Below are 23,823 nucleotides of genomic sequence, written 5' to 3'. Positions count from 1 at the left end.
GGCGCCGATGAAGCAAGGCGTACAGAACCACTCCGCAGGAGGATTCAGTGGCGAAGGCAAAGTTCGAGCGGACTAAGCCGCACGTCAACATCGGCACCATCGGTCACATTGACCACGGTAAGACGACCCTCACGGCCGCCATTACCAAGGTGCTGCACGACGCGTACCCGGACCTGAACGAGGCCTCGGCCTTCGACCAGATCGACAAGGCTCCCGAGGAGCGCCAGCGCGGTATCACCATCTCGATCGCGCACGTCGAGTACCAGACCGAGTCGCGTCACTACGCCCACGTTGACTGCCCCGGTCACGCGGACTACATCAAGAACATGATCACGGGTGCGGCGCAGATGGACGGCGCCATCCTCGTGGTCGCGGCCACCGACGGCCCGATGCCGCAGACCAAGGAGCACGTGCTCCTGGCCCGCCAGGTCGGCGTTCCGTACATCGTCGTCGCCCTGAACAAGGCCGACATGGTGGACGACGAGGAGATCCTGGAGCTCGTCGAGCTCGAGGTGCGTGAGCTCCTCTCCGAGTACGACTTCCCGGGCGACGACCTTCCGGTCGTCCGCGTCTCGGCGCTCAAGGCGCTCGAGGGCGACAAGGAGTGGGGCGAGGCTCTCCTCGGTCTCATGAAGGCCGTCGACGAGTCGATCCCGCAGCCCGAGCGCGAGGTCGACAAGCCGTTCCTCATGCCGATCGAGGACGTCTTCACGATCACCGGTCGTGGCACCGTCGTCACCGGTCGTATCGAGCGTGGTGTCCTCAAGGTCAACGAGACCGTCGACATCATCGGTATCAAGACCGAGAAGACCACCACCACGGTCACCGGTATCGAGATGTTCCGCAAGCTGCTCGACGAGGGCCAGGCCGGTGAGAACGTCGGTCTGCTCCTCCGTGGCATCAAGCGCGAGGACGTCGAGCGCGGCCAGGTCATCATCAAGCCGGGTTCGGTCACGCCGCACACGAACTTCGAGGCCCAGGCCTACATCCTGTCGAAGGACGAGGGTGGCCGTCACACCCCGTTCTTCAACAACTACCGCCCGCAGTTCTACTTCCGTACCACGGACGTGACCGGCGTCGTTACCCTCCCCGAGGGCACCGAGATGGTCATGCCGGGCGACAACACCGCCATGAGCGTTGAGCTGATCCAGCCCATCGCCATGGAGGAGGGCCTCAAGTTCGCCATCCGTGAGGGTGGCCGGACCGTCGGCGCCGGCCAGGTCGTCTCGATCACTGCCTGATCTTGAAGTGACCCGGTAGCTCCACGAGCTCCACAGAGAAGGCCCCGCACCGAAAGGTGCGGGGCCTTCTCGCGTTCCCGGCGGTTCCCGGCACCGCCGTGGACCGCCGTGCACCGCCGTGCACCGCCGAAAAAGATCTTTGGGAAAGTTCGAGAAATACTGTCGTCCGATGTCGTGGCCGCGCGGACGGCCTCGACCCATGGGTGACAGCGCGCCACAGGGGCGCGTGAGACGGGGAGGACACCCGAGATGAAGTACGTCGCGATGATCTACGGCAACCAGGCCAAGTGGGAGTCGTTCCCGGCCGAGGCCTGGCCCGAGGCGATCGCCAAGCAGGAGGCCTTCAACCGGAAGTACCGGGAGAGCGGCGAGCTGATCGGCGCGTACGGACTCGCCGACGCGGCCGCCGCCCTGCTCGTCCGCCGCGAGGGCGGCGCCCCCGTGGTCACCGACGGCCCGTACCTGGAGACCAAGGAGTACCTGGCCAGCTTCTACCTGCTCGACTGCGACGGCCCGGAGCGCGCCCAGCAGATCGCCGCCGACATGCCCTTCGCGGACGTCGACCCCGTCGAGCTCTGGCCGATCCTGCACGACTCCGCGGCGGACGTGTGACCGGGAGCCATGAGATCGAGGACCTGCTGCGCGCGTACGCGCCGCGGGTCCTCGGCGCGCTCGTCCGGCGGTACGGCGACTTCGACCTCGGCGAGGACGCCGTCCAGGAGGCGCTCATCGCCGCCACGCGGCAGTGGCCCGAGGGCGGGATCCCCGACAACGCGCGCGGCTGGCTGCTCACCGTCGCCCAGCGCAGGTACATCGACCTGGTACGCAACGAGGCCGCGCGCCGGCGCCGCGAGGACTCCCTCTCGCTCGCCACGCCGGACTCCGAGCTCGTCGCCCGGGCGGCGGACGCCCCCACGGGCGACGAGGACGACTCCCTGGCGCTGCTCTTCCTCTGCACCCACCCCGACCTGACCCCCGCGAGCCGCATCGCGCTCACCCTGCGGGCCGTCGGCGGCCTCACCACCGCGCAGATCGCCGCGGCCTTCCTCGTCCCCGAGACGACCATGGCGCAGCGCATCAGCAGGGCCAAGCAGACGATCAAGGCGGCCGGAGGCGGGCTCGCCCAGCCCGAGGGGGAGGACCGGACGGCCCGGCTCACCGAGGTGCGGCACGTCCTCTACCTGATCTTCAACGAGGGCTACACGGCCAGCGCCGGCGACGACCTCACCGCGCCCGAGCTCTCCACCGAGGCCATCCGGCTCACCCGGCTCCTGCACCGGCTCGTCCCCGAGGACACCGAGACGGCGGGCCTGCTCGCGCTCATGCTCCTCACCGACGCCCGCCGCCCGGCCCGCACGGGCCCGCAGGGGGAGCTCGTGCCGCTCGCCGAGCAGGACAGGGGCCGCTGGGACGGCCGGCTGATCGCGGAGGGCGTCGATCTGATCAGCCGTACGCTCGCGAAGGGGCAGGTCGGCCCGCACCAGCTCCAGGCGGCGATCGCGGCCGTGCACGACGAGGCGGAGTCCGCCGAGGCCACCGACTGGCCGCAGATCCTCGTCCTGTACGAGCTCCTGGAGCGGACCGGGGAGAACCCGGTGATCACGCTGAACCGCGCGGTCGCGGTCGCGATGGTCCACGGCCCGGAAGCGGGCCTGGAGCTGCTCGCCGGCCTGGCGGAGGACAAGCGCCTCGCCCACCACCACCGGCTCCTCGCGACGCGCGCGCACCTCCTCGAACTCCTCGGCGACGACGCGAACGCGGCGGCCGCCTACCGCGAGGCGGCCCGGCACGCGACGAGCGCGCCCGAACGCCGCCATCTGACGGAGCGGGCACGCCGGTTGGGATGAGGGGAACGCGAGGGGCGTCCGGGACGACGCGTGCGCCCCGACGCTTGCCCGTACGTGACGTGGGGTACAGTCTTCGCCCCCGATTGGCGGCCGGAAGGTCCCGTATGGCAGACTGTCGGGGTTGCTCGGTTGAGTGCCGATGCTGCGCGCCTCCCGTCGGGAGGACCGGAAGCGAGTCCCACAGTACTCGTCGCTCCTTCTCAGGAGCGGACGTACGGGAATCTTCCGGGAAGCGTCAGCGGGGTGCAGGCCAGGCACTCGGGTGGTGTTCTGCCCCCGGCTCGCGGTTCTGGGACCGCACCCCCTTGGTTGGGAAATCCTTCGGGATTTCTGCGTAGAGGGAGTGCGACACGCCCGACCGCGTGGGTCGGAGACAGAGTCAAGAGAACCCCCGAGTCCAGAGCGTTACGAGAGACAGGACTACTAGTAGCCATGGCGGGACAGAAGATCCGCATCCGGCTCAAGGCCTACGACCACGAGGTCATCGATTCCTCGGCGAAGAAGATCGTCGAGACGGTGACGCGCACTGGTGCGTCGGTCGCGGGCCCGGTGCCGCTGCCCACTGAGAAGAACGTGTACTGCGTCATCAAGTCGCCGCACAAGTACAAGGACTCGCGCGAGCACTTCGAGATGCGCACGCACAAGCGCCTCATCGACATCCTCGACCCCACGCCGAAGACGGTTGACTCGCTCATGCGTCTCGACCTCCCGGCGGGCGTTGACATCGAGATCAAGCTCTGAGGGCGCGCGAGATGGCTAAGAACATCAAGGGCATCCTGGGCGAGAAGCTCGGCATGACGCAGGTCTGGGACGAGAACAACCGGGTCGTCCCGGTGACCGTCGTCAAGGCCGGCCCGAATGTCGTGACCCAGGTCCGTACGAACGACGTCGACGGCTACGAGTCGGTCCAGATCGCCTTCGGCGAGATCGACCCTCGCAAGGTGAACAAGCCCCTCAAGGGTCACTTCGCCAAGGCTGACGTCACCCCGCGCCGCCACCTGGTGGAGCTCCGTACCGCTGACGCCTCCGAGTACACGCTCGGCCAGGAGATCACCGCTGAGCTCTTCGAGGCCGGCGTGAAGGTCGACGTCACCGGCAAGAGCAAGGGCAAGGGCTTCGCCGGTGTCATGAAGCGCCACAACTTCCGTGGTGGCAAGGCGTCGCACGGTGCCCACCGCGTGCACCGCAAGCCCGGCTCCATCGGTGGCTGTGCCACCCCGGGTCGTGTCTTCAAGGGCATGAAGATGGCCGGTCGCATGGGCAACGAGCGTGTGACCACCCAGAACCTGACCGTCCACGCCGTTGACGCCGAGAAGGGTCTGCTGCTCATCAAGGGCGCCGTCCCCGGCCCTAACGGTGGCCTCGTCCTGGTCCGCACCGCGGCCAAGGGGGTTTGAGGAACCGATGAGCACCATTGACATCCTTTCGCCGGCAGGCGACAAGACCGGGACCGTCGAGCTCCCCGAGGAGATCTTCGGCGCCAAGGTCAGCGTTCCGCTGATCCACCAGGTCGTCGTCGCGCAGCTGGCCGCGGCCCGTCAGGGCACGCACAAGACCAAGCGTCGTGGCGAGGTCCGTGGTGGTGGCAAGAAGCCTTACCGCCAGAAGGGCACCGGCCGCGCCCGTCAGGGTTCGACCCGCGCCCCGCAGTTCGCCGGTGGTGGCGTCGTCCACGGCCCGCAGCCGCGTGACTACTCCCAGCGGACCCCGAAGAAGATGAAGGTCGCCGCCCTCCGCGGTGCCCTCTCGGACCGGGCCACGCACTCCCGCATCCACGTCGTCACCGGCGTGGTCGAGGGTCAGGTCTCCACCAAGGCCGCCAAGACGCTGTTCGGCAAGATCTCGGAGCGCAAGCACGTGCTCCTGGTCGTCGAGCGCTCGGACGAGGCCGCGTGGCTGTCCGCTCGTAACCTGCCCCAGGTGCACATCCTGGAGCCGGGCCAGCTCAACACGTACGACGTGATCGTCTCCGACGACGTGGTCTTCACCCAGGCCGCCCTCGAGTCCTTCGTGTCTGGCCCCCAGACCGACGAGACCGAAGGGAGCGACGCCTGATGACTGAGGCCGTCGTCACCAGCAAGACCTTCTCGGACCCGCGCGACATTCTCGTCAAGCCGGTTGTCTCGGAGAAGAGCTACGCCCTGCTGGACGAGAACAAGTACACGTTCATCGTCGCGCCTGGCTCCAACAAGACCCAGATCAAGCAGGCCGTCGAGGCGGTCTTCTCGGTCAAGGTCACCGGGGTCAACACGATCAACCGCCAGGGCAAGCGCAAGCGCACCAAGGCCGGTTTCGGTAAGCGCAAGGACACCAAGCGCGCCATCGTGACCCTTGCCGAGGGCAACCGTATCGACATCTTCGGCGGTCCGACCGCCTAAGGGCGGTCTGGATCGTCCGGAATCGGACGAGGACTGAGAAATGGGAATCCGCAAGTACAAGCCGACTACGCCGGGCCGTCGTGGCTCTTCCGTAGCCGACTTCGTCGAGATCACGCGGTCCACGCCGGAGAAGTCGCTGGTCCGCCCCCTGCACAGCAAGGGCGGCCGTAACAACACCGGTCGGATCACGGTTCGGCACCAGGGTGGCGGCCACAAGCGCGCCTACCGGGTGATCGACTTCCGTCGTCACGACAAGGACGGCGTGCCGGCGAAGGTCGCTCACATCGAGTACGACCCCAACCGCACCGCGCGCATCGCGCTGCTCCACTACGCGGACGGCGAGAAGCGCTACATCATCGCCCCGAAGAACCTGACGCAGGGTGACCGGGTCGAGAACGGCCCCGGCGCGGACATCAAGCCCGGCAACAACCTGGCCCTCCGCAACATCCCGGTCGGTACCACGATCCACGCGATCGAGCTCCGTCCCGGTGGCGGCGCCAAGTTCGCGCGCTCCGCTGGTGCGTCCGTGCAGCTGCTGGCGAAGGAGGGCACGATGGCCCACCTTCGTATGCCGTCCGGTGAGATCCGTCTCGTCGACGCCCGCTGCCGCGCCACCATCGGTGAGGTCGGCAACGCCGAGCAGTCGAACATCAACTGGGGCAAGGCCGGCCGTAAGCGGTGGAAGGGCGTTCGCCCGACCGTCCGTGGTGTCGCGATGAACCCGGTGGACCACCCGCACGGTGGTGGTGAGGGTAAGACCTCCGGTGGTCGTCACCCGGTCTCCCCGTGGGGTCAGAAGGAGGGTCGTACTCGCTCGCCGAAGAAGGCTTCGAGCAAGTACATCGTCCGCCGCCGCAAGACGAACAAGAAGCGCTAGGAGCGGGTTTAGATGCCGCGCAGTCTCAAGAAGGGACCCTTCGTCGACGGACACCTCGTAAAGAAGGTGGACGTACAGAACGAAGCCGGTACCAAGAACGTCATCAAGACCTGGTCCCGTCGCTCGATGATCATCCCGGCCATGCTCGGCCACACGATCGCGGTGCACAACGGCAAGACCCACATTCCGGTGTTTGTCACCGAGTCGATGGTCGGCCACAAGCTCGGCGAGTTCTCGCCGACGCGCACCTTCCGGGGTCACGTGAAGGACGACCGGAAGTCGAAGCGCCGCTAGTAGCGGGGTGGAATCGACCATGACAGACACTGGAAGGACAACCATGGAAGCCAGGGCCCAGGCGCGGTACATCCGCGTCACGCCCATGAAGGCCCGCCGAGTGGTGGACCTTATCCGTGGCATGGACGCCACGGAGGCTCAGGCGGTCCTGCGTTTCGCCCCGCAGGCCGCGAGCGTGCCGGTTGGCAAGGTGCTGGACAGCGCCATTGCCAACGCTGCACACAACTACGACCACACTGACGCCTCTTCGCTGGTCATCAGCGAGGCGTACGTCGATGAGGGCCCGACCCTGAAGCGGTTCCGTCCGCGTGCTCAGGGCCGTGCATTCCGGATCCGTAAGCGGACCAGCCACATCACCGTGGTCGTCAGCAGCAAGGAAGGAACCCGGTAATGGGCCAGAAGGTTAACCCGCATGGGTTCCGGCTCGGCATCACCACGGACTTCAAGTCCCGTTGGTACGCCGACAAGCTGTACAAGGACTACGTCAAGGAAGACGTCGCCATCCGTCGGATGATGACGTCCGGCATGGAGCGCGCCGGCATCTCGAAGGTTGAGATCGAGCGCACCCGTGACCGTGTGCGTGTGGACATCCACACCGCGCGTCCCGGCATCGTCATCGGCCGCCGTGGCGCCGAGGCCGACCGCATCCGCGGTGACCTCGAGAAGCTCACGGGCAAGCAGGTCCAGCTGAACATCCTCGAGGTCAAGAACCCCGAGATGGACGCTCAGCTGGTTGCTCAGGCCGTTGCCGAGCAGCTCTCCTCCCGCGTCTCCTTCCGTCGCGCCATGCGTAAGAGCATGCAGGGCACGATGAAGGCCGGCGCCAAGGGCATCAAGATCCAGTGCGGCGGTCGCCTCGGCGGCGCCGAGATGTCCCGCTCGGAGTTCTACCGCGAGGGTCGTGTGCCGCTGCACACGCTCCGCGCGAACGTGGACTACGGCTTCTTCGAGGCCAAGACGACCTTCGGTCGCATTGGCGTGAAGGTCTGGATCTACAAGGGCGACGTCAAGAACATCGCCGAGGTCCGCGCCGAGAACGCTGCGGCCCGTGCGGGTAACCGCCCGGCCCGTGGTGCCGGCGCTGGCGACCGCCCGGCCGGCCGTGGTGGCCGCGGTGGCGAGCGTGGCGGCCGCGGCCGCAAGCCGCAGCAGCAGTCCGCGCCGGCTGCCGAGGCCCCCAAGGCCGACGCTCCCGCCGCCGCTGCCGCTCCGGCTGAGAGCACCGGAACGGAGGCCTGACCGACATGCTGATCCCCCGTAGGGTCAAGCACCGCAAGCAGCACCACCCCAAGCGCTCGGGTATGAGCAAGGGTGGTACGCAGGTTGCGTTCGGCGAGTACGGCATTCAGGCCCTCACGCCGGCGTACGTGACGAACCGCCAGATCGAGGCTGCTCGTATCGCGATGACCCGCCACATCAAGCGTGGCGGCAAGGTCTGGATCAACATCTACCCGGACCGCCCGCTGACCAAGAAGCCTGCCGAGACCCGCATGGGTTCCGGTAAGGGTTCGCCGGAGTGGTGGATCGCGAACGTCAAGCCCGGTCGGGTGATGTTCGAGCTGTCCTACCCGAACGAGAAGATCGCGCGCGAGGCCCTGACCCGTGCGGCCCACAAGCTGCCGATGAAGTGCAAGATCGTTAAGCGCGAAGCAGGTGAGCTGTGATGACCGCCGGTACCAAGGCGTCCGAGCTGCGCGAACTGGGCAACGAGGAGCTTCTCAACAAGCTCCGCGAGGCCAAGGAAGAGCTGTTCAACCTCCGCTTCCAGGCGGCGACGGGCCAGCTCGAGAACCACGGGCGGCTCAAGTCCGTCCGCAAGGACATCGCGCGGATCTACACCCTGATGCGTGAGCGCGAGCTGGGCATCGAGACGGTGGAGAGCGCCTGATGAGCGAGAGCAACGTGACTGAGCAGAAGACCGAGCGCAACGCTCGCAAGGTCCGCGAGGGCCTGGTCGTCAGCGACAAGATGGACAAGACCGTCGTCGTCGCCGTCGAGGACCGCGTCAAGCACGCGCTGTACGGCAAGGTCATTCGCCGTACGAACAAGCTCAAGGCTCACGACGAGCAGAACGCTGCCGGCATCGGTGACCGCGTCCTCCTGATGGAGACCCGGAAGCTGTCGTCGACGAAGCACTGGCGCGTCATCGAGATCCTCGAGAAGGCCAAGTAATTACCTGAGGGGTTTCCCTTAGGTCAGTTCCGCCAGGCTCGGTGGGGTTGCGCTAGTCGTTTAGCGCAACCCCGCCGGGAACCGGCAGACAAATCAGGAGATAGACGTGATCCAGCAGGAGTCGCGACTGCGTGTCGCCGACAACACTGGTGCCAAGGAGATCCTTTGCATCCGTGTTCTCGGTGGCTCGGGTCGCCGCTACGCGGGCATCGGTGACGTCATCGTCGCCACCGTCAAGGATGCGATCCCCGGTGGCAACGTGAAGAAGGGTGACGTCGTCAAGGCGGTCATCGTTCGCACCGTCAAGGAGCGCCGCCGCCAGGACGGCTCGTACATCCGCTTCGACGAGAACGCCGCTGTCATTCTCAAGAACGACGGCGACCCTCGTGGCACCCGTATCTTCGGCCCGGTCGGCCGTGAGCTGCGCGAGAAGAAGTTCATGAAGATCATCTCGCTCGCGCCGGAGGTGCTGTAAGCATGAAGATCAAGAAGGGCGACCTGGTCCAGGTCATCACCGGTAAGGACAAGGGCAAGCAGGGCAAGGTCATCACGGCCTTCCCCCGCGAGAACCGCGTCCTCGTCGAGGGTGTCAACCGGGTCAAGAAGCACACCAAGGCCGGCCCGTCGCAGGCCGGTGGCATCGTCACGACCGAGGCTCCGGTCCACGTCTCCAACGTCCAGCTGGTCGTGGAGAAGGACGGCAAGAAGGTCGTCACGCGTGTCGGTTTCCGCTTCGACGACGAGGGCAACAAGATCCGCGTTGCCAAGCGGACGGGTGAGGACATCTGATGGCTACCACCACTCCGCGTCTCAAGACGAAGTACCGCGAGGAGATCGCGGGCAAGCTGCGTGAGGAGTTCTCGTACGAGAACGTCATGCAGGTTCCCGGCCTCGTGAAGATCGTGGTGAACATGGGTGTCGGCGACGCCGCCCGTGACTCGAAGCTCATGGACGGTGCCGTCCGTGACCTGACCACGATCACCGGTCAGAAGCCGGCCGTCACCAAGGCTCGCAAGTCCATCGCGCAGTTCAAGCTGCGTGAGGGTCAGCCGATCGGTGCTCACGTCACCCTCCGTGGCGACCGCATGTGGGAGTTCCTGGACCGCACCCTGTCGCTCGCGCTTCCGCGCATCCGCGACTTCCGTGGTCTGTCCCCCAAGCAGTTCGACGGGCGTGGCAACTACACCTTCGGTCTCACGGAGCAGGTCATGTTCCACGAGATCGACCAGGACAAGATCGACCGTGTCCGGGGTATGGACATCACCGTGGTCACCACGGCGACCAACGACGCTGAGGGCCGCGCCCTTCTCCGTCACCTCGGCTTCCCCTTCAAGGAGGCGTAAGCGAGATGGCGAAGAAGGCTCTCATCGCGAAGGCTGCTCGCAAGCCCAAGTTCGGCGTGCGTGGCTACACGCGCTGCCAGCGTTGTGGTCGTCCCCACTCCGTGTACCGCAAGTTCGGCCTGTGCCGCGTGTGCCTTCGTGAGATGGCTCACCGTGGCGAGCTGCCGGGCGTGACCAAGAGCTCCTGGTAATTCCCTTCCACCCTTTGGGTGTTGGGAATGACCGGAGACTCTCGGTAAGCACTGGGTTGGCGGTCGCCCATCCCTCCATGGCTTAGGCTAGGAGGGTTGGGCGTCCGTCGCCCGTACGACTTACTACGCCGTAGGTCCCCGCGCCGCACCCGTCCCGCCCCTGTGTGGGGAGAGGGATGGCGCATACAGGAAACCCCGGCGAGAGAGGCCGAAGGCCAATTCATGACCATGACTGATCCGATCGCGGACATGTTGACTCGTCTGCGTAACGCGAACTCGGCATACCACGACTCCGTGACGATGCCGCACAGCAAGATCAAGTCTCACATCGCGGAAATCCTCCAGCAGGAGGGCTTCATCACGGGCTGGAAGGTCGAGGACGCCGAGGTCGGCAAGAACCTCGTCCTCGAGCTCAAGTTCGGTCCGAACCGTGAGCGCTCCATCGCGGGCATCAAGCGGATCTCGAAGCCCGGTCTCCGGGTTTACGCGAAGTCCACCAACCTGCCGAAGGTTCTCGGCGGCCTGGGCGTGGCGATCATCTCCACGTCCTACGGCCTCCTGACCGGCCAGCAGGCAGGCAAGAAGGGCGTAGGTGGGGAAGTCCTCGCCTACGTCTGGTAGTCGGGAAAGGAAGGAAAGCTCATGTCGCGTATTGGCAAGCTGCCTATCCAGGTTCCCGCCGGCGTGGACGTCACCATCGATGGCCGCACGGTCACGGTGAAGGGTTCCAAGGGCACCCTGAGCCACACCGTCGCCGCTCCGATCGAGATCGTTAAGGGCGAGGATGGCGTGCTCAACGTCAACCGTCCGAACGACGAGCGTCAGAACAAGGCCCTCCACGGCCTGTCCCGCACGCTGGTGGCCAACATGATCACCGGTGTGACCCAGGGTTACGTGAAGGCGCTCGAGATCAGCGGTGTCGGTTACCGCGTGGCCGCGAAGGGCTCCAACCTGGAGTTCCAGCTCGGCTACAGCCACCCGATCCTCGTCGAGGCGCCCGAGGGCATCTCGTTCAAGGTCGAGTCGCCGACCAAGTTCTCGGTCGAGGGCATCGACAAGCAGAAGGTCGGCGAAGTCGCCGCCAACATCCGCAAGCTTCGCAAGCCTGACCCTTACAAGGCCAAGGGCGTGAAGTATGCGGGTGAGGTCATCCGCCGCAAGGTCGGAAAGGCTGGTAAGTAAGCCATGGCATACGGTGTGAAGATCGCCAAGGGCGACGCCTACAAGGGCGCTGCCAAGAAGCGCCGCCACATCCGCATCCGCAAGAACGTGTCGGGTACGGCGGAGCGTCCGCGCCTCGTCGTGACGCGTTCCAACCGCGGTATCACCGCTCAGGTCATCGACGACCTCAAGGGTCACACCCTTGCGTCCGCGTCGAACCTGGACGCGTCGATCCGTGGCGGCGAGGGTGACAAGTCCGAGCAGGCCAAGCAGGTCGGTTCCCTGGTCGCCGAGCGCGCCAAGGCCGCCGGTGTCGAGGCAGTCGTGTTCGACCGTGGTGGCAACAGGTACGCCGGGCGCATTGCCGCTCTGGCTGACGCCGCCCGCGAAGCCGGGCTGAAGTTCTAAGCCCCGGTTCCGGGACTAACGGACGTAACAGAGAGAGGTAATCCAATGGCTGGACCCCAGCGCCGCGGAAGCGGTGCCGGTGGCGGCGAGCGGCGGGACCGGAAGGGCCGCGACGGTGGCGCTGCCGCCGAGAAGACCGCGTACGTTGAGCGCGTTGTCGCGATCAACCGCGTCGCCAAGGTTGTCAAGGGTGGTCGTCGCTTCAGCTTCACCGCCCTCGTTGTCGTCGGTGACGGCGACGGCACGGTAGGTGTCGGTTACGGCAAGGCCAAGGAAGTTCCCGCGGCCATCGCCAAGGGTGTCGAGGAAGCCAAGAAGAACTTCTTCAAGGTTCCCCGCATCCAGGGCACCATCCCGCACCCGATCCAGGGCGAGAAGGCGGCCGGCGTTGTCCTGCTGAAGCCTGCTTCCCCCGGTACCGGTGTTATCGCCGGTGGCCCGGTGCGCGCCGTTCTGGAGTGCGCCGGCGTTCACGACATCCTGTCGAAGTCGCTCGGCTCCGACAACGCGATCAACATCGTGCACGCGACCGTGGCGGCCCTCAAGGGTCTGCAGCGTCCCGAGGAGATCGCGGCTCGCCGTGGTCTGCCCCTCGAGGACGTCGCTCCCGCCGCTCTGCTCCGTGCGCGTGCTGGGGCGGGTGCGTAATGGCTCGCCTCAAGGTCACGCAGACGAAGTCGTACATCGGCAGCAAGCAGAACCACCGCGACACCCTGCGCTCGCTTGGCCTCAAGAAGGTCAACGACGTGGTTGTCAAGGAGGACCGCCCCGAGTTCCGCGGCATGGTGCACACCGTCCGCCACCTCGTGACGGTCGAGGAGGTTGAATAACATGGCGGAGAACAGCCCGCTGAAGGCCCACAACCTCCGTCCCGCCCCCGGTGCCAAGACCGCGAAGACCCGTGTCGGTCGTGGTGAGGCGTCGAAGGGTAAGACGGCCGGTCGTGGTACCAAGGGTACGAAGGCCCGTTACCAGGTTCCGCAGCGCTTCGAGGGTGGGCAGATGCCCCTCCACATGCGTCTGCCGAAGCTCAAGGGCTTCAAGAACCCGTTCCGCACCGAGTTCCAGGTCGTGAACCTGGACAAGCTCGGCGCTCTCTACCCCGAGGGTGGAGAGGTCACGGTGGCCGACCTGGTCGCCAAGGGCGCGGTTCGCAAGAACAGCCTCGTCAAGGTGCTCGGCACCGGCGAGATCACCGTGGCGCTGCAGGTTTCGGTTGACGCCGTCTCCGGCTCCGCCAAGGAGAAGATCGCCGCCGCTGGTGGCACCGTCACCGAGCTCGTCTAAGACGACTCGATGGCTTGAACATCCGATCGGGGATGCCTCCCAAAAGGGGCATCCCCGATTGGTCGTTCCTAGGGGGGCATGGTCGCCGGTAAGGTGGCGTGCACTGTCTAGGCTCCGTGCGGTATGCCCGCACGGGATTGATGACCGATACCTAATCGTCGAACCTCAAGACCGTCACCCTTGACGCATAGCGCGGGGGTCGCAGGAGGCACCGTGCTCACCGCGTTCGCCCGGGCGTTCAAGACGCCCGACCTGCGCAAGAAGCTGCTCTTCACGCTCGGCATCATCGTGCTGTACCGCCTCGGGGCCCACATCCCGGTCCCCGGCGTCAAGTACGAGGCCGTCCAGCAGTGTGTCAAGCAGGCCAGCGAGGGCAACAACAGCCTGTTCGGCCTGGTCAACATGTTCAGTGGCGGGGCGCTGCTGCAGATCACCATCTTCGCGCTCGGCATCATGCCGTACATCACGGCGAGCATCATCCTGCAGCTGCTGACCGTCGTGATCCCGCGCCTGGAGGCCCTCAAGAAGGAGGGTCAGTCCGGTACCGCCAAGATCACTCAGTACACCCGGTACCTGACGATCGCCCTCGCCATCCTCCAGGGCACCGGCCTCGTGGCCACCGCCAAGAGCGGTGCGCTCTTCAGCGGCTGTGCCGTCGCCGACCAGGTCGTGCCCGACCAGTCGATCTTCACGATCGCCACGATGGTCCTCACGATGACCGCGGGTACCGCCGTCGTCATGTGGCTCGGTGAGATCATCACCGACCGCGGCATCGGCAACGGCATGTCGATCCTGATGTTCATCTCGATCGCCGCCGGCTTCCCGGGCGCCCTGTGGGCCATCAAGGAGAGCGGCAAGCTCGCCAAGGGCTGGATCGAGTTCGGCACCGTCATCCTCATCGGCTTCGTGATGGTGGCCCTCGTGGTCTTCGTCGAGCAGGCCCAGCGGCGGATCCCCGTGCAGTACGCGAAGCGCATGATCGGCCGGCGCTCCTACGGCGGTACGTCCACATACATCCCGCTGAAGGTGAACCAGGCAGGTGTGATTCCTGTCATCTTCGCGTCGTCGCTGCTCTACATCCCGGCCTTGATCGCGCAGTTCTCGAACTCCACCGCAGGGTGGAAGACCTGGATCGAAGCCCACTTCGTCAAGGGTGACCACCCCTACTACATCGCTACGTACTTCCTCCTGATCGTGTTCTTCGCCTTCTTCTACGTGGCGATCTCGTTCAACCCCGAGGAAGTTGCCGACAACATGAAGAAGTATGGTGGCTTCATCCCGGGTATCCGGGCTGGTCGACCTACTGCTGAGTATCTGAGCTACGTGCTCAACCGGATCACTTGGCCGGGCTCGCTGTACTTGGGTCTGATCGCTCTTGTGCCGACGATGGCGTTGGCAGGCTTCGGTGGCGCCAATGCCAACTTCCCCTTCGGTGGGACGAGCATCCTCATCATCGTGGGTGTGGGGCTGGAGACCGTGAAGCAGATCGAGAGCCAGCTCCAGCAGCGCAATTACGAAGGGTTCCTCCGCTGATGCGAATCGTCCTCGTCGGACCGCCCGGGGCCGGCAAGGGAACGCAGGCCGCGTACCTTGCCCGGAACCTGGCCATCCCGCACATCTCCACGGGTGACCTGTTCCGCGCCAACATCTCTCAGGGCACGGAGCTGGGTCTGAAGGCGAAGGCGTTCATGGACGCCGGCGACCTGGTACCCGACGAGGTGACCATCGGGATGGCCAAGGACCGCATGGCGCAGCCGGATGCCGTCAACGGCTTCCTGCTGGACGGCTTCCCCCGGAACGTGGCGCAGGCCGAGGCCCTGGACGTGGTCCTGAAGGCCGAGGACATGCAGCTCGACGCGGTCCTGGACCTGGAGGTCCCCGAGGACGAGGTCGTGAAGCGGATCGCGGGTCGCCGCATCTGCCGCAACGACAGTGCGCACGTCTTCCACGTGACGTACAACGCGCCGGAGACCGAGGGCGTCTGCGACGCCTGCGGTGGCGAGCTCTACCAGCGTGACGACGACTCCGAGGAGACGGTTCGCCGGCGCCTGGAGGTCTACCACACGCAGACCGAGCCGATCATCGACTACTACCGGGCGCAGAACCTGGTCGTGACGATCTCGGCGCTCGGCAAGGTGGACGAGGTCACCGCCAAGGCGATGGCTGCGCTGAAGAAGTAACCCCTGGTTCGTTCGATACGGCCGCGGTGCCCGGGAAGGGCGCCGCGGCCGTATCGTTGTTCTGTCCCGTGTACACGCAAGAAAGGCCCCGCGACGATGGTGCAGATCAAGACCCCCGAGCAGATCGCGAAGATGCGCGAGGCGGGGCTGGTCGTCGCGGCCATCCACGCGGCGACCCGCGAGGCGGCCGTGCCGGGCGCCACGACGCGGGATCTGGACGAGGTCTCGCGGAAGGTCATCGCCGACCACGGGGCGAAGTCGAACTTCCTCGGGTACGGCGGCTTCCCCGCGACGATCTGCACCTCGGTGAACGAGGTCGTCGTCCACGGCATCCCCGACGGCAAGACCGTCCTGAAGGACGGCGACATCATCTCCATCGACGCGGGCGCGATCGTGGACGGCTGGCACGGTGACGCGGCCTACACGGCGTTCGTGGGCACCGGGCACGCGCCCGAGCTCGTGGAGCTCTCCCGGGTGACGGAGGAGTCGATGTGGGCGGGCATCGCGGCGATGAAGCTCGGTAACCGGCTCGTCGACATCTCGAAGGCCATCGAGACGTACATCAAGCGGCAGCCCCGTCCGTCGGTCGGCGAGCACAGCCTCGGGAAGTACGGGATCGTCGAGGACTACGGCGGCCACGGCATCGGCACCGAGATGCACATGGACCCGCACCTGCTGAACTACGTCTCCCGCAAGCGCGGCAAGGGCCCGAAGCTGGTCCCCGGCCTGTGCCTGGCGATCGAGCCGATGGTCTCCCTGGGCACCCCGCACACCGAGGTCCTCAAGGACGACTGGACGGTCGTCACGACCGACGGCACCTGGTCCTCCCACTGGGAGCACTCGATCGCCCTCACCGAGCAGGGCCCGCTGGTCCTCACGGCGGTCGACGGCGGTAAGGCGAAGCTGGCGGAGCTGGGCGTGACGGCGGCGCCGGACCCCCTCGCGTAGCGTCGGGCCCTCGGGATTGCCGGGCTCCTGCGGACGGGCGTGGTGCCGAGACCGGTGGACGGAGTCCACCGCGGCAGGCCGAAGCTTGTGAGGCGCCCCAGGCGCCGAGCCCGCGAGGGCTGCGTCGGGGATGGGTCGGCGGTAAGGCGAAGCTGGCGGAGCTCGGTGTCGTCGCGGCGCCGGACCCCCTCGCGTAGCCCGGGCCAGGGGCGGCGTACTCGTTCGAGTAATGATCTTCTACTGTGGGCAAACTTCCCGGATTCGTCTTTTCCAGGGGCCTGACGTAGACTGATGCGTCGGCTCTCGTGTACCCGTGTGTCCGCATACGACGGCGAGAGTCGATCAAGGTAGCCGATTCGAAAGGCGAAGCGTGGCCAAGAAGCAAGGTGCCATCGAAATCGAGGGCACCGTGATCGAGTCCCTCCCGAACGCCATGTTCAAGGTGGAACTCCAGAACGGTCACAAGGTCCTCGCGCACATCTCCGGCAAGATGCGGATGCACTACATCCGAATCCTTCCGGACGACCGGGTCGTCGTGGAGCTCTCTCCGTACGACCTGACGCGTGGCCGGATCGTCTACCGGTACAAGTAGATCTTGCCCGCACCCCGCCTCGCGGCGCGGGTGGTGGCACTGACCCGGAGAACCTCACATCCCATGAAGGTCAAGCCGAGCGTCAAGAAGATCTGCGACAAGTGCAAGGTGATCCGCCGTCACGGTCGGGTCATGGTCATCTGCGACAACCTGCGCCACAAGCAGCGCCAGGGCTGACGCACGCCGACCGACCTGCATTTCGCAGTTCTTCGCGCGACGCATAGCAGTACGTACATACGCAGAGCCCGTCGGGCCGTGTTCCACGGTTGACGGCACCTCCGGCGGGGGCCGGGGACCCGGACGTACCACTCTTCGATCCTTCGGAGAGTCGGCGGTCGGGAGCGGTTCTGCAGCAGACCCCCGAGAACACAGGAGCCATTGAATGGCACGCGTTTCCGGTGTTGACATCCCGCGCGAAAAGCGTGTGGTGGTCGCACTCACCTACGTCTTCGGCATCGGGCGCACCCGGTCCGAGGAGATTCTCGCCTCGACCGGCGTGAACCCGTCCACCCGTGTCCGTGACCTTGCCGAGGAAGACCTCGTCAAGATCCGTGAGTACGTGGACGCCAACCTCCAGACCGAGGGTGACCTCCGCCGCGAGATCGCCGCCGACATCCGCCGCAAGGTCGAGATCGGCTGCTACCAGGGTCTGCGCCACCGTCGTGGCCTGCCCGTTCGCGGTCAGCGCACCAGCACGAACGCTCGTACCCGCAAGGGCCCGCGTCGCGCCATCGCCGGCAAGAAGAAGCCGGGCAAGAAGTAGTCCTCAGCGGACGCTTGACCAAGCGGTCTTCGCTGTAGGACCGACCACCTCCCGTAGGAGTAATAGATGCCCCCCAAGGGTCGTCAGGGCGCTGCCAAGAAGGTGCGCCGCAAGGAAAAGAAGAACGTCGCTCACGGCCACGCGCACATCAAGAGCACGTTCAACAACACGATCGTCTCGATCACGGACCCCGCGGGCAACGTGATCTCCTGGGCCTCCGCCGGCCACGTCGGCTTCAAGGGCTCGCGCAAGTCCACCCCGTTCGCCGCGCAGATGGCCGCCGAGTCGGCCGCTCGCCGCGCGCAGGAGCACGGCATGCGCAAGGTCGACGTCTTCGTCAAGGGTCCGGGCTCCGGCCGCGAGACCGCGATCCGCTCCCTCCAGGCCACGGGCCTCGAGGTCGGTTCGATCCAGGACGTCACCCCCACGCCGCACAACGGCTGCCGTCCGCCCAAGCGCCGCCGCGTCTGATCTTCCGACGCACGGCTGCTTGACCAGGACTTCGGGCGGTACGGCTCTTCGGGCCGTGCCGCCCGTACCCTTGTAGGTGCTACATCCCGTCGGGCGTCAAATAGTGGGCGTCCACGACAGAAGGACATAACGACATGCTGATCGCTCAGCGTCCGTCGCTGACCGAAGAGGTCGTCGACGAGTTCCGCTCCCGGTTCGTGATCGAGCCGCTGGAGCCGGGCTTCGGCTACACCCTCGGCAACTCCCTCCGCCGTACCCTCCTCTCCTCGATCCCGGGTGCCGCTGTCACCAGCATCCGCATCGACGGTGTCCTGCACGAGTTCACCACCGTGCCGGGCGTCAAGGAGGACGTCACCGACCTCATCCTGAACATCAAGCAGCTGGTCGTCTCCTCGGAGCACGACGAGCCGGTCGTGATGTACCTGCGCAAGCAGGGCCCGGGTCTGGTCACCGCCGCCGACATCGCGCCCCCGGCCGGTGTCGAGGTGCACAACCCCGACCTCGTCCTCGCCACGCTCAACGGCAAGGGCAAGCTGGAGATGGAGCTGACCGTCGAGCGCGGTCGCGGCTACGTCTCCGCCGTCCAGAACAAGCAGGTGGGCCAGGAGATCGGTCGCATTCCGGTCGACTCCATCTACTCGCCGGTGCTCAAGGTCACGTACAAGGTCGAGGCGACCCGTGTCGAGCAGCGCACCGACTTCGACAAGCTGATCGTCGACGTCGAGACCAAGCAGGCCATGCGTCCGCGTGACGCCATGGCGTCCGCCGGTAAGACCCTGGTCGAGCTGTTCGGTCTGGCGCGCGAGCTCAACATCGACGCCGAGGGCATCGACATGGGCCCGTCCCCGACCGACGCCGCGCTCGCCGCTGATCTGGCGCTGCCGATCGAGGAGCTCGAGCTCACCGTTCGTTCGTACAACTGCCTCAAGCGCGAGGGCATCCACTCCGTGGGTGAGCTCGTGGCGCGTTCCGAGGCGGACCTGCTCGACATCCGCAACTTCGGTGCGAAGTCGATCGACGAGGTCAAGGCGAAGCTGGCCGGTATGGGCCTCGCGCTGAAGGACTCGCCGCCCGGATTCGACCCGACCGCCGCGGCCGACGCCTTCGGCGCGGACGATGACGCGGATGCCGGTTTCGTCGAGACCGAGCAGTACTAAGAGCTCGGGGCCGCTTGCCGGTCCCTTGGTGCGGGAGCGCTGTGGCTTGTCGCGCAGTTCCCCGCGCCCCCTCCGGGCGCCCCTTCGGGGGCGTCCGGATCTCCGACGGGTGACCGCCCGCTCGGATACTGACCTCGGTACCTGATACGGCCGGGGCAGACACCAAGGAGAAACACCATGCCGCGTCCCGCGAAGGGTGCCCGCCTCGGCGGTTCCGCCGCTCACGAGCGTCTGCTGCTCGCCAACCTGGCGAAGTCCCTCTTCGAGCACGGCCGCATCACGACGACCGAGGCCAAGGCCCGTCGCCTGCGTCCCGTCGCCGAGCGCCTGATCTCCAAGGCGAAGAAGGGCGACATCCACAACCGTCGCCTGGTGCTGCAGACGATCACCGACAAGGGCATCGTCCACACCCTCTTCACCGAGATCGCCCCGCGCTACTCGGAGCGTCCGGGTGGTTACACCCGTATCACCAAGATCGGCAACCGTCGTGGCGACAACGCCCCGATGGCCGTGATCGAGCTGGTCGAGGGCGAGATCGCCAAGAAGGCGACCGTCGCCGAGGCCGAGGCCGCCACCGTGCGCGCCGTCAAGGAGGCCGACGCGGCCGCCGAGGCTCCGGCCGAGGAGTCGAAGGACGCGTAAGCGTTCCGACGAGTTTCTCGTGTGCGGGCCCGTACCCCTCTGGGGGTGCGGGCCCGTTCCCGTGTGTTGATGGTTCGAGAGGATTGTTCCGCGTGAGCGATGACGTGCAGGACGGGTTCGTACGGGTACGCCTTGACCTTTCGTACGACGGCAAGGAGTTCTCCGGCTGGGCCAAGCAGCCCCAGGGCCGGCGCACCGTGCAGGGCGATATCGAGGCCGCGCTGCGGACCGTGACGCGTGCCACGGAGACGTACGAGCTGACCGTCGCCGGCCGGACCGACTCCGGGGTGCACGCGCGCGGGCAGGTCGCCCACGTCGACCTGCCCGTCGAGCTGTGGGAGGAGCACCGGGACAAGCTGCTCAGGCGGCTCGCGGGGCGGCTCTCCCATGACGTACGGGTGTGGAGGGTGGAAGAGGCCCCCGCCGGCTTCAACGCCCGTTTCTCGGCGATCTGGCGTCGCTACGCCTACCGCGTCACCGACAACCCCGGGGGTGTCGACCCGCTCCTGCGCGGGCACGTCCTGTGGCACGACTGGGCCCTCGACATGGACGCCATGAACGAGGCAGCGACCGCGCTCGTCGGCGAGCACGACTTCGCGGCGTACTGCAAGAAGCGCGAAGGGGCCACGACCATCCGCACCCTTCAGGTGCTGCGGTGGGAGCGGCGGCCCGACGGCATCCTCGAAGCGACCGTGAAGGCGGACGCCTTCTGCCACAACATGGTCCGCTCGCTCGTCGGCGCGATGCTCTTCGTCGGCGACGGCCACCGGCCGGTCGACTGGCCCGGCAAGGTGCTCGCCGCCGGGGTACGGGACTCGGCCGTCCACGTCGTACGGCCGCACGGCCTCACCCTCGAAGAGGTCGGCTACCCGGAGGACGCCCTCCTTGCCGCGCGCAGCAAGGAGGCCCGTAACAAGCGGTCACTCCCCGGGAGCGTTGGCTGCTGCTGAGGCCTGCGCCCGGCCGCGGGCGTAGATCTGGTTGAAGACGAAGGTCCCGAGGTCGTCGCTGGCCTGGAAGATCGGCTTGTCGGCCTTGGTGACCTTCTTGCCGTTGGCGAAGCCGGCCTGCGTGAAGTAGGCGTAGCGGCCGACGGAGTTCGAGCGGCGCAGGCAGACCGTGGCGCGGCAGAACTCCTTCACGCCGGCGCCCGCGAGTGGCGCGATGCCTCCGTCGGCCTGGGCCTTCGCCTTGAGGGCCGCCGCCTCGGAGGGGAAGACGGCCACGCCGACGGTGATCGCCACGCCGTCCTTCACGTAGGTGGCGCGCAGGACCTTCTGGCAGCCGTTCTTCTTGAGGACGGCGCCGAGGCCGCCCTGGGTGACGGACGCGCAGTTCGTCGTGGCGGAGGTGGCGCCCTTCTTGTACGGGCGGCCGTTCATGGACATCTTCTTGCCCGGGAAGAGGCCGTCCACGGTGAGCGGGGCCTTGTCCTTCTTCGGGTCCGAGATGTAGTCCTTCGGGTTCGGCGGGGGCGGCGGCGCGACCGAGGAGAACGTCGGCTCGGGCGTGGGGGAGCCGGTGGGGGAGACCGAGGCGGTGGGGATCCCGCCGTTCTTCGACTCGTCGTTCGTCTTGTTCGTGGAGACGACGGCCGTGGCGACGATCGCGCCCACGGCGAGGGTCGCCAGCGCCCCGCCGCCGATCAGCAGCCAGCGCCTGCGGCGGTTGCTGCTGGCCGAGGCGTCGGCGAGGGCGCCCCAGTCAGGGGTGGGCCCGCCGCCCTGCGCCCCCGGGAAGGGGTTCGGCTGCTGCTGTCCCTGGCCCGGCTGCCCGCCGTACGGCTGCTGCCCGCCGTAGCCGGGCTGCTGCCCGTACTCCGGCTGCTGCCCGTACCCCGGCTGCTGTCCGTGGCCCTGCTGTCCCTGCCCCTGCTGCTGCGGCTCCTGTGGCCACTGCGGTCCCCCAAAGCTCATGCCGCGCATCCTAATCCGGTTGGGCGAAGGGGACGCGTGCGGTGACAATGCACCTCATGGGACATGTCGAGGCCGCACATCTTGAGTACTACCTTCCGGACGGGCGGGTCCTGCTCGGGGACGCCTCCTTCCGGGTCGGGGAGGGCGCGGTCGTCGCCCTGGTCGGGGCCAACGGCGCCGGCAAGACCACACTGCTCCGGCTGATCTCCGGGGAGCTCCAGCCGCACGGCGGCTCGGTCACCGTCAGCGGCGGCCTGGGCGTCATGCCGCAGTTCGTCGGCTCCGTACGGGACGCGTCCACGGTGCGCGACCTGCTGGTCTCGGTGGCGCAGCCGCGGATCCGGGAGGCCGCGAAGGCGGTCGACGCGGCCGAGCACCTGATCATGACGGTCGACGACGAGGCCGCGCAGATGACGTACGCGCAGGCCCTCAGCGACTGGGCCGAGGTGCAGGGGTACGAGGCCGAGACCCTCTGGGACATGTGCACCATGGCGGCGCTGGGCGTCCCGTACGAGAAGGCGCAGTTCCGGGAGGTGCGGACGCTCTCCGGCGGCGAGCAGAAGCGGCTGGTCCTGGAGTACCTGCTGCGCGGCCCCGACGAGGTGCTGCTCCTGGACGAGCCGGACAACTACCTCGACGTGCCCGGCAAGCGATGGCTGGAGGAGCGGCTGCGGGAGACCCGTAAGACCGTGCTCTTCATCTCCCACGACCGGGAGCTGCTCTCCCGGGGCGCCCAGAAGATCGTCGCGGTCGAGCCCGGCCCGGCCGGCTCGGACGTGTGGGTGCACGGTGGCGGCTTCGCCACCTTCCACGAGGCCCGGCGCGAGCGCTTCGCCCGCTTCGAGGAGCTGAAGCGGCGCTGGGACGAGAAGCACGCCCAGCTGAAGAAGCTCGTCCTCAACCTGCGGCAGGCGGCGTCGGTCAGCCACGACATGGCCTCGCGGTACGCGGCGGCGCAGACCCGGCTGCGGAAGTTCGAGGAGGCGGGGCCGCCGCCGGAGCCGCCGCGCGAGCAGGACATCCGGATGCGGCTGCGCGGCGGCCGGACCGGCGTGCGGGCGGTGACCGTCGAGAACCTCGAGCTGACCGGCCTGATGAAGCCGTTCTCGCTGGAGATCTTCTACGGGGAGCGGGTCGCGGTCCTCGGGTCGAACGGCTCCGGGAAGTCGCACTTCCTGCGGCTGCTCGCGGGGGACCCGACGGTCGCCCACACGGGCGACTGGAAGCTGGGCGCGCGGGTCGTGCCCGGGCACTTCGCGCAGACCCACGCGCACCCGGAGCTGGCCGGGCGTCCGCTCGTCGACATCCTGTGGACCGAGCACGCCAAGGACCGGGGCGCGGCGATGTCGATGCTGCGGCGGTACGAGCTGGAGCGGCAGGGCGACCAGCCCTTCGACAAGCTCTCCGGCGGGCAGCAGGCCCGGTTCCAGATCCTGCTCCTGGAGCTGGCGGGGACGACGGCGCTGCTCCTCGACGAGCCCACGGACAACCTGGACCTGGAGTCGGCCGAGGCGCTCCAGGACGGCCTGGAGTCGTACGACGGGACCGTGATGGCCGTCACGCACGACCGCTGGTTCGCGAAGAGCTTCGACCGGTTCCTGGTCTTCGGCTCGGACGGGGTCGTACGGGAGACGACGGAGCCGGTGTGGGACGAGCGACGGGTCGAGCGGGTGCGGTGACCTCGGGCGGTCGGCGGCGGGTTCGGGCTTCGGTCGGCGGACGGAGTCCGGCGCGGCCGTGCGATGCCGGGGAGGCCCTTTGGGGCCGAGTCGTGCGAGTGCGGCGTGGGGGAGAGGTCGACGGGGCCGGTGTGGGACGAGCGGCGGGTCGAGCGGGCGCGGTGACCTCGGGCGGTCGGTGGCGGGTTCGGGCTTCGGTCGGCGGACGGAGTCCGGCGCGGCCGTGCGATGCCGGGGAGGCCCTTTGGGGCCGAGTCGTGCGAGTGCGGCGTGGGG

The 23,823-nt window shown here is 67.2% G+C and carries 36 protein-coding genes; 35 read left to right on the top strand and 1 reads right to left on the bottom strand.

Annotated elements, in window-relative coordinates; translation table 11 throughout:
* The first annotated feature begins 47 nt into the window (after window positions 1-47).
* The 34 genes from tuf to truA all read left to right on the top strand — a co-directional run bounded on the left by tuf (window position 48) and on the right by truA (window position 20,902).
* On the top strand, window positions 48-1,241 hold the full coding sequence (gene tuf / locus ACIBG6_RS21490; RefSeq protein WP_317598385.1) for an elongation factor Tu: 1,194 nt from the start codon (window positions 48-50) through the stop codon (window positions 1,239-1,241).
* 249 nt (window positions 1,242-1,490) lie between these two features.
* A complete protein-coding gene (locus tag ACIBG6_RS21485; RefSeq protein ID WP_399224160.1) occupies window positions 1,491-1,853 on the top strand; it encodes a YciI family protein in 363 nt (120 codons plus the stop codon).
* Window positions 1,850-3,088 carry an RNA polymerase sigma factor gene (locus ACIBG6_RS21480; protein ID WP_399224159.1) on the top strand — a complete coding sequence of 413 codons (1,239 nt, stop codon included), beginning with the start codon at window positions 1,850-1,852 and terminating at the stop codon, window positions 3,086-3,088. The genes ACIBG6_RS21485 and ACIBG6_RS21480 overlap by 4 nt, the downstream gene beginning before the upstream one ends.
* A gap of 432 nt (window positions 3,089-3,520) precedes the next feature.
* Window positions 3,521-3,829, top strand: a complete 309-nt coding sequence (gene rpsJ / locus ACIBG6_RS21475; RefSeq protein ID WP_003948644.1) for a 30S ribosomal protein S10 — start codon at window positions 3,521-3,523, stop codon at window positions 3,827-3,829.
* An 11-nt stretch (window positions 3,830-3,840) separates the two neighbouring features.
* Window positions 3,841-4,485 carry a 50S ribosomal protein L3 gene (gene rplC / locus ACIBG6_RS21470; protein WP_024755405.1) on the top strand — a complete coding sequence of 215 codons (645 nt, stop codon included), beginning with the start codon at window positions 3,841-3,843 and terminating at the stop codon, window positions 4,483-4,485.
* 7 nt (window positions 4,486-4,492) lie between these two features.
* On the top strand, window positions 4,493-5,143 hold the full coding sequence (gene rplD, locus ACIBG6_RS21465) for a 50S ribosomal protein L4 (RefSeq protein WP_399224158.1): 651 nt from the start codon (window positions 4,493-4,495) through the stop codon (window positions 5,141-5,143).
* A complete protein-coding gene (gene rplW, locus ACIBG6_RS21460; protein ID WP_024755407.1) occupies window positions 5,143-5,466 on the top strand; it encodes a 50S ribosomal protein L23 in 324 nt (107 codons plus the stop codon). The genes rplD and rplW overlap by 1 nt, the downstream gene beginning before the upstream one ends.
* 40 nt (window positions 5,467-5,506) lie before the next feature.
* Window positions 5,507-6,343: a 50S ribosomal protein L2 gene (rplB, locus tag ACIBG6_RS21455; protein ID WP_329621705.1), complete on the top strand. Its 837-nt coding sequence runs from the start codon at window positions 5,507-5,509 to the stop codon at window positions 6,341-6,343.
* A 12-nt stretch (window positions 6,344-6,355) separates the two neighbouring features.
* The gene (rpsS, locus tag ACIBG6_RS21450; RefSeq protein WP_024755409.1) at window positions 6,356-6,637 is read left to right on the top strand and encodes a 30S ribosomal protein S19; all 282 of its coding nucleotides are present in this window, start codon (window positions 6,356-6,358) and stop codon (window positions 6,635-6,637) included.
* 43 nt (window positions 6,638-6,680) lie between these two features.
* Window positions 6,681-7,028, top strand: a complete 348-nt coding sequence (gene rplV, locus ACIBG6_RS21445; protein WP_024755410.1) for a 50S ribosomal protein L22 — start codon at window positions 6,681-6,683, stop codon at window positions 7,026-7,028.
* Window positions 7,028-7,876, top strand: a complete 849-nt coding sequence (gene rpsC, locus ACIBG6_RS21440) for a 30S ribosomal protein S3 (RefSeq protein WP_017239578.1) — start codon at window positions 7,028-7,030, stop codon at window positions 7,874-7,876. Before rplV ends, rpsC begins: the two co-directional genes overlap by 1 nt.
* A gap of 5 nt (window positions 7,877-7,881) precedes the next feature.
* A complete protein-coding gene (gene rplP, locus ACIBG6_RS21435) occupies window positions 7,882-8,301 on the top strand; it encodes a 50S ribosomal protein L16 (RefSeq protein ID WP_015035580.1) in 420 nt (139 codons plus the stop codon).
* Window positions 8,301-8,525 (top strand): 50S ribosomal protein L29, encoded by a 225-nt coding sequence (gene rpmC / locus ACIBG6_RS21430; RefSeq protein WP_030214018.1) that lies wholly within the window; start codon window positions 8,301-8,303, stop codon window positions 8,523-8,525. The genes rplP and rpmC overlap by 1 nt, the downstream gene beginning before the upstream one ends.
* A complete protein-coding gene (rpsQ, locus tag ACIBG6_RS21425; protein ID WP_030214021.1) occupies window positions 8,525-8,809 on the top strand; it encodes a 30S ribosomal protein S17 in 285 nt (94 codons plus the stop codon). The genes rpmC and rpsQ overlap by 1 nt, the downstream gene beginning before the upstream one ends.
* 106 nt (window positions 8,810-8,915) lie before the next feature.
* A complete protein-coding gene (gene rplN / locus ACIBG6_RS21420) occupies window positions 8,916-9,284 on the top strand; it encodes a 50S ribosomal protein L14 (RefSeq protein ID WP_003956455.1) in 369 nt (122 codons plus the stop codon).
* Between the two features lie 2 nt (window positions 9,285-9,286).
* Window positions 9,287-9,598 carry a 50S ribosomal protein L24 gene (gene rplX / locus ACIBG6_RS21415; protein ID WP_024755412.1) on the top strand — a complete coding sequence of 104 codons (312 nt, stop codon included), beginning with the start codon at window positions 9,287-9,289 and terminating at the stop codon, window positions 9,596-9,598.
* A complete protein-coding gene (gene rplE / locus ACIBG6_RS21410; protein ID WP_267048073.1) occupies window positions 9,595-10,152 on the top strand; it encodes a 50S ribosomal protein L5 in 558 nt (185 codons plus the stop codon). Before rplX ends, rplE begins: the two co-directional genes overlap by 4 nt.
* 5 nt (window positions 10,153-10,157) lie before the next feature.
* The gene (locus tag ACIBG6_RS21405; RefSeq protein ID WP_003948630.1) at window positions 10,158-10,343 is read left to right on the top strand and encodes a type Z 30S ribosomal protein S14; all 186 of its coding nucleotides are present in this window, start codon (window positions 10,158-10,160) and stop codon (window positions 10,341-10,343) included.
* 222 nt (window positions 10,344-10,565) lie between these two features.
* Window positions 10,566-10,964 (top strand): 30S ribosomal protein S8, encoded by a 399-nt coding sequence (gene rpsH / locus ACIBG6_RS21400; protein ID WP_399224157.1) that lies wholly within the window; start codon window positions 10,566-10,568, stop codon window positions 10,962-10,964.
* A gap of 21 nt (window positions 10,965-10,985) precedes the next feature.
* Window positions 10,986-11,525: a 50S ribosomal protein L6 gene (rplF, locus tag ACIBG6_RS21395; protein WP_024755414.1), complete on the top strand. Its 540-nt coding sequence runs from the start codon at window positions 10,986-10,988 to the stop codon at window positions 11,523-11,525.
* A 3-nt stretch (window positions 11,526-11,528) separates the two neighbouring features.
* Window positions 11,529-11,912 (top strand): 50S ribosomal protein L18, encoded by a 384-nt coding sequence (rplR, locus tag ACIBG6_RS21390; RefSeq protein ID WP_329621704.1) that lies wholly within the window; start codon window positions 11,529-11,531, stop codon window positions 11,910-11,912.
* A gap of 45 nt (window positions 11,913-11,957) precedes the next feature.
* The gene (gene rpsE, locus ACIBG6_RS21385) at window positions 11,958-12,560 is read left to right on the top strand and encodes a 30S ribosomal protein S5 (protein ID WP_017239585.1); all 603 of its coding nucleotides are present in this window, start codon (window positions 11,958-11,960) and stop codon (window positions 12,558-12,560) included.
* Complete coding sequence (gene rpmD / locus ACIBG6_RS21380) at window positions 12,560-12,742, top strand: 50S ribosomal protein L30 (protein ID WP_024755415.1); 183 nt, start codon at window positions 12,560-12,562, stop codon at window positions 12,740-12,742. The genes rpsE and rpmD overlap by 1 nt, the downstream gene beginning before the upstream one ends.
* A 1-nt stretch (window position 12,743) precedes the next feature.
* On the top strand, window positions 12,744-13,199 hold the full coding sequence (rplO, locus tag ACIBG6_RS21375) for a 50S ribosomal protein L15 (protein ID WP_024755416.1): 456 nt from the start codon (window positions 12,744-12,746) through the stop codon (window positions 13,197-13,199).
* 213 nt (window positions 13,200-13,412) lie between these two features.
* Window positions 13,413-14,732 (top strand): preprotein translocase subunit SecY, encoded by a 1,320-nt coding sequence (gene secY / locus ACIBG6_RS21370; RefSeq protein ID WP_399224156.1) that lies wholly within the window; start codon window positions 13,413-13,415, stop codon window positions 14,730-14,732.
* The gene (locus ACIBG6_RS21365) at window positions 14,732-15,379 is read left to right on the top strand and encodes an adenylate kinase (protein ID WP_317598409.1); all 648 of its coding nucleotides are present in this window, start codon (window positions 14,732-14,734) and stop codon (window positions 15,377-15,379) included. Before secY ends, ACIBG6_RS21365 begins: the two co-directional genes overlap by 1 nt.
* 96 nt (window positions 15,380-15,475) lie before the next feature.
* On the top strand, window positions 15,476-16,327 hold the full coding sequence (gene map, locus ACIBG6_RS21360) for a type I methionyl aminopeptidase (protein WP_399224155.1): 852 nt from the start codon (window positions 15,476-15,478) through the stop codon (window positions 16,325-16,327).
* Between the two features lie 370 nt (window positions 16,328-16,697).
* Complete coding sequence (gene infA, locus ACIBG6_RS21355) at window positions 16,698-16,919, top strand: translation initiation factor IF-1 (protein ID WP_003956442.1); 222 nt, start codon at window positions 16,698-16,700, stop codon at window positions 16,917-16,919.
* Between the two features lie 63 nt (window positions 16,920-16,982).
* Complete coding sequence (rpmJ, locus tag ACIBG6_RS21350) at window positions 16,983-17,096, top strand: 50S ribosomal protein L36 (protein ID WP_003956441.1); 114 nt, start codon at window positions 16,983-16,985, stop codon at window positions 17,094-17,096.
* A 205-nt stretch (window positions 17,097-17,301) separates the two neighbouring features.
* Window positions 17,302-17,682 carry a 30S ribosomal protein S13 gene (gene rpsM, locus ACIBG6_RS21345; protein WP_017239590.1) on the top strand — a complete coding sequence of 127 codons (381 nt, stop codon included), beginning with the start codon at window positions 17,302-17,304 and terminating at the stop codon, window positions 17,680-17,682.
* Window positions 17,683-17,748: 66 nt separating this feature from the next.
* Complete coding sequence (gene rpsK, locus ACIBG6_RS21340; protein WP_006376016.1) at window positions 17,749-18,153, top strand: 30S ribosomal protein S11; 405 nt, start codon at window positions 17,749-17,751, stop codon at window positions 18,151-18,153.
* A gap of 134 nt (window positions 18,154-18,287) precedes the next feature.
* Window positions 18,288-19,310, top strand: coding sequence for a DNA-directed RNA polymerase subunit alpha (locus tag ACIBG6_RS21335; protein WP_003966937.1), 1,023 nt, complete (start codon window positions 18,288-18,290; stop codon window positions 19,308-19,310).
* 177 nt (window positions 19,311-19,487) lie between these two features.
* The gene (rplQ, locus tag ACIBG6_RS21330; RefSeq protein WP_024755424.1) at window positions 19,488-19,952 is read left to right on the top strand and encodes a 50S ribosomal protein L17; all 465 of its coding nucleotides are present in this window, start codon (window positions 19,488-19,490) and stop codon (window positions 19,950-19,952) included.
* A gap of 92 nt (window positions 19,953-20,044) precedes the next feature.
* Window positions 20,045-20,902, top strand: coding sequence for a tRNA pseudouridine(38-40) synthase TruA (gene truA / locus ACIBG6_RS21325; RefSeq protein ID WP_399224154.1), 858 nt, complete (start codon window positions 20,045-20,047; stop codon window positions 20,900-20,902).
* On the opposite strand, the gene ACIBG6_RS21320 is transcribed toward truA, so the two are convergent.
* Window positions 20,873-21,868, bottom strand: coding sequence for a hypothetical protein (locus ACIBG6_RS21320; protein WP_399224153.1), 996 nt, complete (start codon window positions 21,866-21,868; stop codon window positions 20,873-20,875). The genes truA and ACIBG6_RS21320 overlap by 30 nt on opposite strands.
* A gap of 56 nt (window positions 21,869-21,924) precedes the next feature.
* Here ACIBG6_RS21320 and ACIBG6_RS21315 point away from each other — a divergent pair, with 56 nt between their 5' ends.
* Window positions 21,925-23,547, top strand: a complete 1,623-nt coding sequence (locus ACIBG6_RS21315) for an ABC-F family ATP-binding cassette domain-containing protein (RefSeq protein WP_399224152.1) — start codon at window positions 21,925-21,927, stop codon at window positions 23,545-23,547.
* Window positions 23,548-23,823: the final 276 nt, after the last annotated feature.

Source organism: Streptomyces sp. NPDC050842, assembly GCF_044456565.1.
Classification (GTDB): domain Bacteria; phylum Actinomycetota; class Actinomycetes; order Streptomycetales; family Streptomycetaceae; genus Streptomyces.
This window is presented reverse-complemented; position numbering and strand designations above follow the sequence as displayed.

Coding starts and splice junctions, on each gene's coding strand:
- ACIBG6_RS21485 (WP_399224160.1), top strand. CDS start 1,491: ATGAAGTACGTCGCGATGATCTACGGCAACCAGGCCAAGTGGGAGTCG.
- rpsJ (WP_003948644.1), top strand. CDS start 3,521: ATGGCGGGACAGAAGATCCGCATCCGGCTCAAGGCCTACGACCACGAG.
- rplC (WP_024755405.1), top strand. CDS start 3,841: ATGGCTAAGAACATCAAGGGCATCCTGGGCGAGAAGCTCGGCATGACG.
- rplD (WP_399224158.1), top strand. CDS start 4,493: ATGAGCACCATTGACATCCTTTCGCCGGCAGGCGACAAGACCGGGACC.
- rplW (WP_024755407.1), top strand. CDS start 5,143: ATGACTGAGGCCGTCGTCACCAGCAAGACCTTCTCGGACCCGCGCGAC.
- rplB (WP_329621705.1), top strand. CDS start 5,507: ATGGGAATCCGCAAGTACAAGCCGACTACGCCGGGCCGTCGTGGCTCT.
- rpsS (WP_024755409.1), top strand. CDS start 6,356: ATGCCGCGCAGTCTCAAGAAGGGACCCTTCGTCGACGGACACCTCGTA.
- rplV (WP_024755410.1), top strand. CDS start 6,681: ATGGAAGCCAGGGCCCAGGCGCGGTACATCCGCGTCACGCCCATGAAG.
- rpsC (WP_017239578.1), top strand. CDS start 7,028: ATGGGCCAGAAGGTTAACCCGCATGGGTTCCGGCTCGGCATCACCACG.
- rplP (WP_015035580.1), top strand. CDS start 7,882: ATGCTGATCCCCCGTAGGGTCAAGCACCGCAAGCAGCACCACCCCAAG.
- rpmC (WP_030214018.1), top strand. CDS start 8,301: ATGACCGCCGGTACCAAGGCGTCCGAGCTGCGCGAACTGGGCAACGAG.
- rpsQ (WP_030214021.1), top strand. CDS start 8,525: ATGAGCGAGAGCAACGTGACTGAGCAGAAGACCGAGCGCAACGCTCGC.
- rplX (WP_024755412.1), top strand. CDS start 9,287: ATGAAGATCAAGAAGGGCGACCTGGTCCAGGTCATCACCGGTAAGGAC.
- ACIBG6_RS21405 (WP_003948630.1), top strand. CDS start 10,158: ATGGCGAAGAAGGCTCTCATCGCGAAGGCTGCTCGCAAGCCCAAGTTC.
- rpsH (WP_399224157.1), top strand. CDS start 10,566: ATGACCATGACTGATCCGATCGCGGACATGTTGACTCGTCTGCGTAAC.
- rplF (WP_024755414.1), top strand. CDS start 10,986: ATGTCGCGTATTGGCAAGCTGCCTATCCAGGTTCCCGCCGGCGTGGAC.
- rplR (WP_329621704.1), top strand. CDS start 11,529: ATGGCATACGGTGTGAAGATCGCCAAGGGCGACGCCTACAAGGGCGCT.
- rpsE (WP_017239585.1), top strand. CDS start 11,958: ATGGCTGGACCCCAGCGCCGCGGAAGCGGTGCCGGTGGCGGCGAGCGG.
- rpmD (WP_024755415.1), top strand. CDS start 12,560: ATGGCTCGCCTCAAGGTCACGCAGACGAAGTCGTACATCGGCAGCAAG.
- rplO (WP_024755416.1), top strand. CDS start 12,744: ATGGCGGAGAACAGCCCGCTGAAGGCCCACAACCTCCGTCCCGCCCCC.
- ACIBG6_RS21365 (WP_317598409.1), top strand. CDS start 14,732: ATGCGAATCGTCCTCGTCGGACCGCCCGGGGCCGGCAAGGGAACGCAG.
- map (WP_399224155.1), top strand. CDS start 15,476: ATGGTGCAGATCAAGACCCCCGAGCAGATCGCGAAGATGCGCGAGGCG.
- rpmJ (WP_003956441.1), top strand. CDS start 16,983: ATGAAGGTCAAGCCGAGCGTCAAGAAGATCTGCGACAAGTGCAAGGTG.
- rpsM (WP_017239590.1), top strand. CDS start 17,302: ATGGCACGCGTTTCCGGTGTTGACATCCCGCGCGAAAAGCGTGTGGTG.
- rpsK (WP_006376016.1), top strand. CDS start 17,749: ATGCCCCCCAAGGGTCGTCAGGGCGCTGCCAAGAAGGTGCGCCGCAAG.
- ACIBG6_RS21335 (WP_003966937.1), top strand. CDS start 18,288: ATGCTGATCGCTCAGCGTCCGTCGCTGACCGAAGAGGTCGTCGACGAG.
- rplQ (WP_024755424.1), top strand. CDS start 19,488: ATGCCGCGTCCCGCGAAGGGTGCCCGCCTCGGCGGTTCCGCCGCTCAC.
- ACIBG6_RS21320 (WP_399224153.1), bottom strand. CDS start 21,868: ATGAGCTTTGGGGGACCGCAGTGGCCACAGGAGCCGCAGCAGCAGGGG.
- ACIBG6_RS21315 (WP_399224152.1), top strand. CDS start 21,925: ATGGGACATGTCGAGGCCGCACATCTTGAGTACTACCTTCCGGACGGG.